The sequence below is a fragment of the uncultured Gimesia sp. genome (assembly GCF_963972345.1).
GTDB lineage: Bacteria > Planctomycetota > Planctomycetia > Planctomycetales > Planctomycetaceae > Gimesia.
On the sequence record NZ_CAXAVM010000210.1, the window covers coordinates 1 to 11,872 of the forward strand.

Consider the following 11,872-nt stretch of genomic DNA (forward strand, 5'->3'; position numbering starts at 1 on the left):
TTCGGATTCAGTTTCCAGAACTCTTCAAATTCCGCAGGCATGTAACCGGTGAGCGCTTCAAACTGGGCATAGGTGTGGTGTTCTCCCGAGGGAACCGTAAAAGTCACTCGATAATCGAGCACCTGGTCGAGATCCTGGTAACCAATGCGAACCTGTTTGGCAATCTGATGATCAGAAAGAACACGGGTATTGAGGGCCGGCATGCCAGATGATTTCTGTCCGGGCGCCAGCCAGAATGCCATCCGGGTCGTCGTACTCAGCTGATGATCACGACTTTGCAAACGAAGCAGTTTGCTGGATGACCGGGGACCCGCGCCGTCAGAACGTGAACCGGCTTCGGTCGGGTTAAAACACTCCGCCCAGAACTCTCCCGGTTTTCCACAGTCAAAACTGGCGGCTGACTGCAGCTGTCTGCCATGATCAAAACTGTCGATGAATTCCTTGCCATTCCAGGTCAGCGAATGAATTGCGCCCGCCAGGCGACTGGTCGTGGTGATCACGATTTCCGAATCACCGGCTTTAGCTCGGATCACGGCATCGCCGTCTGGAGCAGCCTGACTTTGACTGGCGATGAAACAGCACAGGTTCAGCATCAGGAAACCGCGATAGCAGAAGCGTGTGCTACACAAATGGATCAACATTCAAATGTCCTTCTGAAAAGTAAGATCACGGGATCACGCCGGACAAACAGAATCTGCATTGGAAATCTCATTATATCGAAACCGGGTAACCCCGAATGCAATTCGGGGTTGTCGCAGACAACAGGAAACCGTCAGGGGATTCGCACAATTCAGGATAATAGATCCGACCTGCATTGAGAGTTTCATTATAGCCAGCGTCCTCAAAGTGCATATGTTAAATCAAAGAGACCAGAAAACGAACCACCACCACTGGCCAGACTGCACTTGACTCCGGCGCGCCGCTGGAGATAAGCGCTGTTTTGGGTCGCGCGCGTGCCCAGTATTCCGAGCACCGAAACACGTCCCACTGATTCGGTGAGTTCACTCGATTTGAGCTGCTTTTTTCCACATTTTCACCTGCATAAATTTGATTAGTGACTTCTGTATGCCTGCGGGTCAACGCAGTTCGCGGGACATCGCCACAGGTTGGCCTCGGCATCGCTTCATACCGCCCCGGCTTCAACCCGTATCGCCAACTCCTTTTCTTCAGATCCCCCTTGACGTCCACAAGCCACTCCATAGAATCAACCTCCTGAATATTGAAGTTATAAAATCAAACCGGTAGAGAACTGCGACCGCAGCCTCAGTTGTATTTGCAGTGCGCAACGCAGGGTGCCGTAGCCAGCATTCCAGGCTGAGAAGACAGCAATCCTCCCGTGCATTAAATCCACGCTGAATTATAAAGTGATGTCACCCATCTCTGCAGATGAAAATCCGTAACCGGTCATGATCATGTTACCATTGATTATGTCTGGATCGTGCCGAGTTGCTTGACTCTGATTGGATTTCAGCCCCTGGTTGAATCGAGACGGGCTGTCGTAAATAACGACAGTCGTGTCGAAGAGATCTACTCAAGGCGTCCTTGTGAAGCTCCCTGTATCTTACTTCAGCAATAGAAACGCTTTCTCAGCCTGATTTCAGCCTCATAAATTTTGTCCCGGAATGGACTGATTTATGCAGTGAATCCTGATTGAACTGTCTGACATTCGCTTTGTTCAAGGGATTGCGCCGGATGAAATCTCCATTGTTTATCAAGATTCTGTTGTGTACCTGCACACTGTTTTACAGCTTGACTTTTATATCTGCTCCCTGTTCCGACTTAAGTCCGGTGACTGCAACAGTGCAAGCGGGCAATCCAGTCAGAAACGATCCCAAAACCAGGCAGGCGATCGAACGGGGGATAGACTGGCTGATCTCGGCAATCCACAGGGATGGAACGGTGGGACCCGACCAGTACCATATGCCTGATCTGAGTTGTACTGCGATCACTGGACTGGTGCTGCTTTCCGAAGGCAGTACCCCTCGTGGAGGAAAATATCAGAAGCAGAGTCGACTGGTATTGTATGGTGTTCTGGATCTGGTCGAGTCGCGCCGGCTAAATCGATCGAAAGAAAATATTACCCTGGTACAGAGAAAAATCGGTCTGAATGCCGATCTGTTTCTGGCCACGCTTTATCTGAGCCAGGTTTACTATGATGCTCCGGGACAAGAGAAAGCGATTCGCGCTGCCCTGGACAAACTGGTGAATTATATCTGTCTGACCCAGGGCAAAGACGGCACCTGGGGCAATGAGAGCTGGGCACCCGTGCTGGGTACGATCTTAGGCTGGGAATGTCTGCGCTCGGCCAGCTCGGCGGGCTTACGGATTGAAGCTTCGGAACAGCTGGTAGGGCAGGCTCTGATGAAACATCTGAAGGAGCAGCCCGACGACAAACGGAACTGGATGCAGCAGTTTTATAAAGAGGCTGCGGGAGTACGCGTGCTGTATTCTTTGGGATACAGGAACACTCCTGAATTCCAGGAGTGTGTACAGACCATTCTGGAAACAGTCAAAACCGAGCCTCGCCTGTTTCGTTTTGCAGGGGGAGAAGAATACCTGGCCTTTTATTTTATTACGGAGTGCATGCTGAAAGGACAGGAAGAGAACTGGAAATACTGGTATCCGCAGGTGCGCGACGGTGTATTGAGAACTCAGAACCACGACGGAAGCTGGAAAGGCCATCACTGTATTACTGATCGCACATTTTGTACTGCCGGCGTGCTGCTCACTTTGTTATCCCCTAATTTCAGTCTTTCCACATCAGATCTGTGACCTGCATGTTCCCTCACATTCATCGCTACTCGATCTATTTACACGGCATACTGCTTGTTTTTCCGGGTGCGTTGCTTGCGCAGGATCGCTCCTCTCAAAGTCAGGTTAAGAGCAGAAAAGTCGCATCACAGCCGCAGCAGGCACACCTTGCGCTTTTGAAAGGCAGACGCTGGCTGGAACAACAGCAGGCGCGCCATGGCAGCTGGCAATCCAGGACCTATGCCGGTTTCGAGGGCAAAGTCGCCACCAGTGCACTGGTAATGTCGGCACTGGTGGAAGTAACACCTGCTACGGCGGATCAGGAACTGACGATCCGCCCTGGATTGGCTTTTCTCAACTCAAAATTCAGCCAGAAGCCGCTCTGGAAATCGGTCGAAGCAGAATCGAATTATCCCCTGTATTCCCTCAGCCTGATGCTGATGACGCTCAATCAGATTCAGTCGGATACAACCGCCGCTCAGTTACTACGGGATTCATTGAGCCAGGAACTGTTGCGACAGCAGACGATTATACAACCGGATCGAGTTTCTGCAGGTGCCGTGGCTGGAGGGTGGAAACCGGGAAGTGAACTCTTCTCTCAGCGATCTGCAGTCAGTCCAGCGAACGTCTCTGTCACTTATCATGCACTGGAAGCACTGTCCGGGGCGCGAAGATTACCACTGCAGAACCGGAACGCGGCACTCGACTATCTGCAGCATATTCAAATCCCCACTGGTGCTGCGGGGGCAGGAGGTTTTGTGTTTACCCTGATGCCCGATCATCCCTTGAATAAAGCGGGCTCGAAACGGAATCAGGCAGGGCAGCAATACGGCGTTCCCTATCTCTCTGCCACCTGTGATGGAATCTCCGCGATGCTTGCCTGTGATGTGACTTCGGATGATCAAAGGATTCAGTCTGCGCTGGCGGCTCTGCCTCACTTGTCGCATTCGCGACTCGCTGAGATTACGTTAAATACAGAAGGTTCTTACCAGAAATTGGATGCCCTATATTTTTATGAAGCTGCAGCGACAGCGCGGGTCTGGCAGCAAATGCGGAACAGGGAAGTCCCCAATCAGTTCCTGAATTCACGACGTCATCAAATTCTGCAGACACTCATTGAAACACAGCATGCTGACGGGCACTGGGAAAACCCGCTTCCCTGGATGATGGAAGACGATCCACTGATTGCCACCACATTCGCACTTCAGGCGCTGCATCGCTGTCGGACTCCGATAGACTCAAAGTAAAGTGAACGATGTGAAACAATCCCTGGTCTCCCGGATTATTTTTCATCTCACCATATCACCAAATAAGCCAGAGCGGGCGAAAGGAACACAGGTGACCTGATCACTCATAAAATCCAGGCGGGATCTGGTCTGGGGATGCAAAGCGTTCGCCGTCGGGATTGTTTTCATCGACCACCCATGGATCTCCGTGATGATGGTAACCGCAGCGTTCCCAGTAACCGGGGGCGTCTTCAGCGAGGAAATCAATCCGTTTGAGCCACTTGGCACTTTTCCAGGCATAGAGCAGGGGGACGATCAGACGGACCGGGCCGCCATGATCGGGGATCAGCGGCTGCCCATCATGTTGATCGCAGAGCAGGACATCTTCGGACTGAAAATCGTGCAGAGGGAGATTAGTGGTCCAGCCGCCATCATAGCCGGTCGCGACGACAAAGCGGGCATCCGGGTGTACGCCGGCTCTCTGCATGATCTCCTGTCCGGAAACTCCTTCCCACAGATTTCCCAGCCGGGACCAGCGCGTGACACAATGGAAATCGGCGAAAACCCGAGTGCGGGGGAGCTGCTGGAATTCCTGCCAGGTGAAAGTGAGAGGGTTTGTGACCAGGCCGCCGATGTCGAGTTTCCAGGTGTCGAGATTGACCACGGGGACTGTGGTGGCATGGAGAACAGGCCATTTTCGCGTCCGAGTCTGTCCGGCGGGAATCCGGTCCGGGCGAAGGGTGTCGGCACTGATGATGATTTCGTCATTATTTTCCGGGGGAAGCGGTGGAGCGCCGGTCTGATATTTCTCGGAATCAGGATTGTTATACATCTGTAGGCTCCACAGTGATTTAAGAAGACGGATATCGGGCTGTTTTCCCTCAGAAATATAGGAATTTCGGCTAAATTATCCAGAGGAAGATATTACAAATGCCCCAGACTTGGCACATTGGTTGCATTTCTGTATGAGTGAGCCTTCCAATCTTCTGAAGTAGCGGTCGTGATCCGGCGGAATAACGCCATTGACCATATTTTTCAAAATAAATAAACTTCGGAAAGAGAAGAACTTACAGAAATTAAATGTATTCTGGGTAAGGATGAGCTGGTGCTGGCGAATGATTCTGACATCAGGGAACTGCTTTTTGTTCCTGCCAGTATGACAGTCGCACTCTGATCGACCAGAAGAAATATTGCAGACTATTTTTCGAGAATTCGAGTTCGGGTTAAACAATGGAATTCCTAGACAAGCTGGGTGAATGGCTGACAACGGTAACAGCATGGTTGGAACGGTTTCTGACCGGGTTATTCGGTTCATCAAATGAACGCCAGATTCGGAAACTGGGTTTCGTCAGGGACAAAGACGGGAATGATCAAATCGTGCCCGGGTCGATGCTGGCGGAAATCGACAGTTTTGAACCGGAGTTGATGAAACTCTCAGACGAAGAATTGAAACAGACGACGGAGAAACTCCGTGCCCGCCTTGACGCGGGGGAAACACTGGATGATCTTCTGACTTATGCATTTGCAGCCGTGCGTGAGTCGGCACGTCGTAATTTGAGTATGCGCCATTACCCCGTGCAGATGATCGGGGGCTACTTTCTGCATAAAGGCATGATTGCAGAAATGGTCACCGGGGAAGGGAAAACCCTGGTTTCTTCTCTGCCGGCGTTCCTGAATGCGCTTCAGGGTAAAGTCCATATCGTGACCGTCAATGATTATCTGGCATTACGTGACATGGAATGGATGGGGCCCATTCATATTGCTCTGGGACTGACGGTCGGCGCGATCCAGTCCAAAATGGGGCCGGAAGAACGTCAGAAACATTACGGCTGCGATATCACCTATGGTACGAATAATGAGTTCGGCTTCGATTATCTCCGCGATAATATGAAACCGGTCAAAGAGCTGCAGGTGCAGGGACCTCTGAATTATGCCATCGTGGACGAAATCGATAACATTCTGATCGACGAAGCACGGACGCCGCTGATTATCTCCGGACCGGCCCAGGATGATCTGACTAAATACTCCAAAGCCAATTCCGTGTCTTTGAAGCTGATTGTCGGCACGGATTTTGAAGTCAAAGAAAAAGAGCATACCTGTCACCTGACAGATGCCGGAGTCAAGCACGCCGAAGAGCTGGCGGGTGTGGAAAGCTTTTATACCGCCGGGAACATGGAATGGCCGCACCTCATCGATAACTCGCTGAAAGCGCATCACCTTTATAAACGGGATGTCAATTATGTCGTCCAGCAGGGCGAAGTGATTATCGTGGACGATCACACCGGTCGACTGATGCCGGGCCGTCAGTGGGGCGATGGTCTGCACCAGGCTGTCGAAGCCAAAGAAGGCGTGAAAATCAAGGAAGAGTCCCAGACTCTGGCCACGATTACCCTGCAGAACTTTTTCAAGTTGTACGACAAGCTGTCCGGGATGACCGGTACCGCGATCACGGAAGCAGAAGAGTTCTGGAAAATTTATCAGCTGGATGTGGTCAGTATTCCGACTAACCGTCCCATGCAGCGCATCAATCATCCCGAGGTGATTTATCAGACCGAAAAAGAGAAATGGACCGCCATCGCCGACGAAGTCCGCGAAGTTCATAAACAGGGACGTCCGATTCTCGTGGGTACGGTTTCAATCGAACAGTCGGAAATCGTCAGCCACAAACTGAGCAAATACGGCATTCCGCACAACGTGCTGAACGCCAAACATCATGAGCGTGAAGCCGAGATCATTGCCCAGGCCGGTCGTAAAGGTGCCGTCACCATCGCCACAAATATGGCCGGTCGTGGTACCGACATTATTCTGGGGGGAAGTGCCGAGCATATCGCCTGGGAAGAATTGAGCCAGAAATACGAGTCTCGCATCCAGGTACCCAAGGCGGAGTGGGACCAACTGGTCAAAGAGATCGAAAAACGGGAAGGGATGGATGTCGAAGCAGACGAGGTCACGCAACTGGGTGGCTTACACGTGATCGGCTCCGAACGTCACGATTCCCGCCGCATCGATTTACAGCTGCGCGGTCGTTCGGGACGCCAGGGAGACCCGGGTTCCAGCCGCTTCTTCCTGTCACTCGAAGACAAGCTGATGCGCGTTTTTGCCGGGGAATGGGTGAAAAATATTCTGTCTCGCCTGGGCATGGAAGAGGGAGAAGCCATCGAAAGCCGCATGGTTTCCAAGCGTGTCGAAGGCGCACAGAAAAAACGTGAGGAAACTCACTTCGAGCAGCGCAAGCATCTGCTGGAATATGATGAAGTCATGGACGAACAGCGAAAAACCGTCTATGGATATCGTCAGCGGATTCTGGATGGCTGTAACTGCCGGGATCTGATTCTGGAAATGATCGAACGCCAGGTCGACGAAGAGACCGAACGTCTGCTTGATAAAAATTATGGCTGGGACACCATCGCCGCCTGGTGTGGTCAGGAAGCGCATATCGAGGTGGAATCTGCCAATATTCGCGATATGGATTACGAGCAGCTGGTCACCTATCTGAAAGACGAAGGCAGCCTGCAGGCCGATGATCTGATTGCAGAGCAGATCAATGAAAATCTGCCCGAAGAATATGAAGATGACTGGAACTGGCAGGCCCTGACCAAATGGGCGAATGCCTATTTCAGCTTGAATCTGAATGATCGTGAACTGAAGAAAATCGGCCGGGATGGACTGCATCAGACCCTGTTTGACCAGGCGCAGAAAGCCATCGAACGGATTGATTTCACCCCGCTCCAGGCATTCCTGGATGACGACTGGGGTTCGCGTTCGCTGGCAGGCTATCTGAACTACCAGTTCGGTATCGAAGCCGACCCCGAAGAGTTTAAAGCGTTGAGCGTTCCCGAAGCAAAAGCCAAAGTACTGGAAAAAGTAAAAGAGCTGTACCGGGAAAAAGAAGTCAGCTTCCCGGTGACCGTTGGCATGTACAATTTTCTGGGCAATCAACAGCCTGGGAATGAAGCGAACAGCCGCGTCGGACTGGTGAAGTGGGCCAATTCACGATTTCATTCCAACCTTGACCTGGAAGCCTTGAAAGGTAAACAGGTCAACGAGATTCAGAATATCTTATCGGCGGAAAGCGAAAAGGTTTTCGTCAATGGGGAAGCCTCGAAGCAGATCGAGCAGTATCTGACGAAGGCCTATACCCGCGAAGCAGCCGGTTCTGCCGGTAAAAGTGCTCACCCGGTGCAGAACAAAGCGGCCCTGGGTGAACTGGCAGCCTGGGCCAACACGGAACTGGAACTGAATCTGACGACCGAAGAACTGGAACCGCTTTCCGATGATGAAGTCCGAATTCGCCTGTACCAGGCTTATAATAAACGATATCGACCTGAACTCAGCCAGGCAGAACGCTCGCTGATTCTGGAAGTCCTCGATACCTCGTGGAAAGACCACCTGTATTATATGGACCATTTGCGGTCGGGTATTGGCCTGGTGGGTTATGCCCAGAAAGATCCCAAAGTCGAGTATCGGCGTGAAGGGATGAAGGCGTTTGACAGCATGTGGGGCCGCATTGGTCAGCAGGTCACTTCCGCGATTTTCCGCCTGGAAAAGCAGAGCCCTGATTTCGTCGGTTCCTTGTGGCGGGTGACTGATACGGTCCACGAAGAAGTCACTGATGATTACGATTATGGTGAAGAGGGTGAGGGGGATAGCAATTCTTCCGAGCCTGCTCAGCAGGCGATCGATCCGATCGTCAATCAGCAACCCAAGGTCGGTCGCAATGATCCCTGTCCGTGTGGCAGCGGGAAAAAATTCAAAAAATGCTGCGGAAAGAATCTGTAGCTCATGACATTCCGGTACTGATGCCCGGTTGGGGAATGGAATCCCGTGCAAATTTATTCTTATCTGTTAAATCTGGTTTACTGCCTGATCCTGGTCTGTGCTTCGCCCGTGATTCTGTACCGGGCGCTGGTTCAGAAAAAGTACTGGAGTGGCCTGGAACAAAAGTTCCTCGGGCAATTACCCGAACGACACAGCACTCAGCCCTGCCTCTGGTTTCATGCCGTCAGTGTGGGGGAAGTATTGCAGCTGCCCCCGCTGCTGGAAGCGTTGAGCCAGGAACATCCGGCTCTCGAATTCGTGATTTCCACGACGACCCATACGGGCTATGCGGTGGCAAAAGAAAAATTTCCCGGGCATCTGGTCTGTTACTTTCCGCTGGATTTTTCCTGGGCGGTCAAACGGGCACTGCAGCGAATCAGGCCGACAGCAGTGCTGCTGGTGGAGATGGAACTCTGGCCGAATTTCGTGTTGGCTGCGGATAAATCAGGAATTCCCGTCTTGATTATCAATGGGCGGTTAAGTGAAAAAAGTTTTCGCGGATACCAGAAGCTTCGCTGGCTGATCGGACCGCTGCTGAACCGGCTGCAACTGATTGCGGTTCAGACGGAAACCTACGCAGAACGTTTTCAAAAGCTGACAGGTCGTTCCGATCGAATGCAGGTCACCGGCTCGATCAAATTTGATGGAATCGAAGTCAACCGTGAGAATTCGTTAACTGCTGAGCTGAAGCATGTGTTTCAGCTGAAGTCGGATGAGATCGTGCTGGTCGCCGGCAGTACTCAATCGCCGGAAGAGCAGATTGCCCTGGATGTCTACCTGGCAGCCAGGCAGCGATTTCCGCGACTGCGGCTGATTCTGGTCCCGCGGCATCAGGAGCGGTTTAATGAAGTGGCTGAGCTGGTCAAGCGAAATGGACTGCCCCTGCTGCGGCGCAGCGAACAGGAGTCAGATGAAGTCGGAACTGTCTTGCCGTTTACGAACCGTCAGAGCCCTGCGATCGGGCTGCTGGATACGCTGGGAGAATTAAAAAGCTGCTGGGGGCTGGCCGATTTCGCATTTGTCGGCGGGAGTCTGACAAAACGGGGTGGACAAAATATGATCGAACCGGCCGGTTATGGCACCGCATTGATGCTGGGGCCCAATACCTGGAATTTCAAGGATGTGGTCGACGCCCTGCTGCAGCATGAAGCAACCACGATCGTTCACGATCAGTCGGAATTTCAGGAAGTACTGAATCACTGGCTGGAACACCCCCGGCTGGCGGAAGAGCAGGGGGCGCGGGCGCAGCGCTTTGTGTTGGATCAGCGAGGAGCAACGCTGCGAACACGGGATCTGATCTCCCCCCTGATAACAGGCTGCCCGTCCGATTTGCAGGGCAAAGCCGCGTGATCTTCTCGGTGTGAGTGTGCCTGGGAGGGATTCTCAGCATCAGGATCATCAGAAACATTTTCGAAAAGAGAACCCAGAGCGAAAGATACTCTTGTTGAGTTTACGCTGGATTTCTACAATTACGCAGATTCAGTGACTATGAAACAGAGTATGGGTGGAAATCTGTTCTGTCAGGAAAATGTTTCATCTTTTGAGGTATTGGATCAGGTTCCCGGCGCTACTTCTGGACCGGTTACACTCATCATGGCAAAGTATTTAGGTGGAGTTACGCATGGCTAATTTTTCGTTCACAAGTGAATCGGTCAGTATGGGACATCCGGATAAAGTTTCCGATCAGGTTTCTGACGGTATCCTGGATGCACTGCTTGCTGAAGATCCTTACTCACGTGTTGCTTGTGAGACATTGTGTACTACTGACTTTGTCGTGCTGGCTGGTGAAATTACCAGCAATGCCCAGGTCGATTATGAAAAAGTCGCGCGCGACGTGATTCGCGATATCGGTTACACCAGTAAAGATATTGGATTCAATGCCGATACCTGCGAAGTGCTTGTGAAACTGCATCAGCAAAGTGCAGATATTGCCCAGGGCGTAGACGCCGAAGGCGCCGGAGACCAGGGACTGATGTTTGGCTATGCCTGCAATCAGACCGAAGAATACATGCCGGTGCCGATTGCTCTGTCACACCGCATTTTGAATAAGCTCACCGAAATTCGCCAGAACGGCGAAGTAGACTGGTTACTGCCAGACAGCAAAAGCCAGGTCACTGTGGATTACGTCGATGGCAAACCTGTGGGAGTTTCCGCAGTAGTGGTTTCTACCCAACACACTGAAAATGTGTCCCAGGAAGGAATTCACAGCTTTGTGATCGAAAAAGTCATCAAGGAAGTCGTTCCAGCTGACTTCTTGACCGAGAAAACAAAATACCATATCAATCCGACAGGTCGTTTTGTGATTGGTGGCCCCCACGGCGATACCGGTCTGACCGGACGTAAAATTATTGTAGACACCTATGGTGGCTGGGGCCGTCATGGCGGTGGTGCCTTCAGTGGGAAAGACTCTACCAAGGTAGACCGTTCTGCTGCTTACATGGCACGCTATATTGCCAAGAATATTGTTGCTGCCGGAATGGCTGCCGAGTGTGAAGTTCAACTTTCCTACGCCATTGGAGTAGTCGAACCAACCAGTATTTTTGTCGACACCAAAGGGACTTCAGTGATTCCTGAAGAGCAGATTTCTAAGCTGGTCAGAGAACTGTTTCCTTTGAGCCCCCAGGGGATTATCAATCATCTGCAGTTACGCCGCCCCATTTTCAGAAAAACAACCTGGGGTGGTCACTTTGGACGGAATGAGCCCGAATTTACTTGGGAAGCCACCGACAAAGCTGCCGAATTGAGAGATGCGGCCGGTTTGGGTAATGAAGTGCCCGAGCTGCAATTCGCCATGTCCTGAGTCAATCAGTTCACTCAGGTTCTGACAGAGCAGAAGGGAAGATGCTCAATATGAAACAGTCCAAGCAGAATTTTTATCGCCTGGAAAATGAAATCACACGGGGAAAGCTGTCTCTTATGAGAGGGCTTTCCCCTCTGTTTTTCACAGGCAGCATCGTCGCCGGTGGAGCTGGGCTGCTGCTGTTACGCGCAGTGGGCTTGATTCAGGTGGAAAACGGCTACCTCCCTGTCGTGACCGTCGGCAGCCTGATGTCGTGTCTGGTTGCGGGGAACCTGCT

9 protein-coding genes are annotated in these 11,872 nt (G+C 51.8%); 6 read left to right on the plus strand and 3 right to left on the minus strand.

Annotation, left to right across the window (positions count from 1 at the left end):
* A partial coding sequence (locus tag AACZ40_RS24365; RefSeq protein WP_339676182.1) for a hypothetical protein occupies window positions 1–641 on the minus strand: 641 nt, incomplete at its 3' end.
* A gap of 214 nt (window positions 642–855) precedes the next feature.
* Window positions 856–1,200, minus strand: coding sequence for a hypothetical protein (locus tag AACZ40_RS24370; RefSeq protein ID WP_291178129.1), 345 nt, complete (start codon window positions 1,198–1,200; stop codon window positions 856–858).
* Window positions 1,201–1,692: 492 nt separating this feature from the next.
* Between AACZ40_RS24370 and AACZ40_RS24375 the strand changes: the two genes are divergently transcribed.
* Window positions 1,693–2,772 (plus strand): hypothetical protein, encoded by a 1,080-nt coding sequence (locus AACZ40_RS24375; RefSeq protein ID WP_291178131.1) that lies wholly within the window; start codon window positions 1,693–1,695, stop codon window positions 2,770–2,772.
* Window positions 2,773–2,777: 5 nt separating this feature from the next.
* Window positions 2,778–3,998: a hypothetical protein gene (locus tag AACZ40_RS24380; protein WP_291178133.1), complete on the plus strand. Its 1,221-nt coding sequence runs from the start codon at window positions 2,778–2,780 to the stop codon at window positions 3,996–3,998.
* A 100-nt stretch (window positions 3,999–4,098) separates the two neighbouring features.
* Here AACZ40_RS24380 and AACZ40_RS24385 read toward each other — a convergent pair whose 3' ends face one another.
* Window positions 4,099–4,809, minus strand: a complete 711-nt coding sequence (locus AACZ40_RS24385; RefSeq protein ID WP_291178135.1) for a molybdopterin-dependent oxidoreductase — start codon at window positions 4,807–4,809, stop codon at window positions 4,099–4,101.
* A 398-nt stretch (window positions 4,810–5,207) separates the two neighbouring features.
* Here AACZ40_RS24385 and secA point away from each other — a divergent pair, with 398 nt between their 5' ends.
* The 4 genes from secA to AACZ40_RS24405 form a co-directional block, all read left to right on the plus strand.
* The gene (gene secA, locus AACZ40_RS24390) at window positions 5,208–8,756 is read left to right on the plus strand and encodes a preprotein translocase subunit SecA (RefSeq protein WP_339676187.1); all 3,549 of its coding nucleotides are present in this window, start codon (window positions 5,208–5,210) and stop codon (window positions 8,754–8,756) included.
* Between the two features lie 45 nt (window positions 8,757–8,801).
* Window positions 8,802–10,145: a 3-deoxy-D-manno-octulosonic acid transferase gene (locus AACZ40_RS24395; protein WP_291178142.1), complete on the plus strand. Its 1,344-nt coding sequence runs from the start codon at window positions 8,802–8,804 to the stop codon at window positions 10,143–10,145.
* A 271-nt stretch (window positions 10,146–10,416) separates the two neighbouring features.
* Entirely contained in the window at window positions 10,417–11,595 is a 1,179-nt protein-coding gene (metK, locus tag AACZ40_RS24400; RefSeq protein ID WP_291178145.1) for a methionine adenosyltransferase, read from the plus strand.
* A gap of 50 nt (window positions 11,596–11,645) precedes the next feature.
* A partial coding sequence (locus AACZ40_RS24405) for a hypothetical protein (RefSeq protein WP_339676189.1) occupies window positions 11,646–11,872 on the plus strand: 227 nt, incomplete at its 3' end.

What these genes read in the sequence shown, in the direction of transcription:
- secA (WP_339676187.1), top strand. Translation starts at nt 5,208, where the DNA reads ATGGAATTCCTAGACAAGCTGGGTGAATGGCTGACAACGGTAACAGCA.
- AACZ40_RS24370 (WP_291178129.1), bottom strand. Translation starts at nt 1,200, where the DNA reads ATGGAGTGGCTTGTGGACGTCAAGGGGGATCTGAAGAAAAGGAGTTGG.
- AACZ40_RS24380 (WP_291178133.1), top strand. Translation starts at nt 2,778, where the DNA reads ATGTTCCCTCACATTCATCGCTACTCGATCTATTTACACGGCATACTG.
- AACZ40_RS24385 (WP_291178135.1), bottom strand. Translation starts at nt 4,809, where the DNA reads ATGTATAACAATCCTGATTCCGAGAAATATCAGACCGGCGCTCCACCG.
- AACZ40_RS24375 (WP_291178131.1), top strand. Translation starts at nt 1,693, where the DNA reads ATGAAATCTCCATTGTTTATCAAGATTCTGTTGTGTACCTGCACACTG.
- metK (WP_291178145.1), top strand. Translation starts at nt 10,417, where the DNA reads ATGGCTAATTTTTCGTTCACAAGTGAATCGGTCAGTATGGGACATCCG.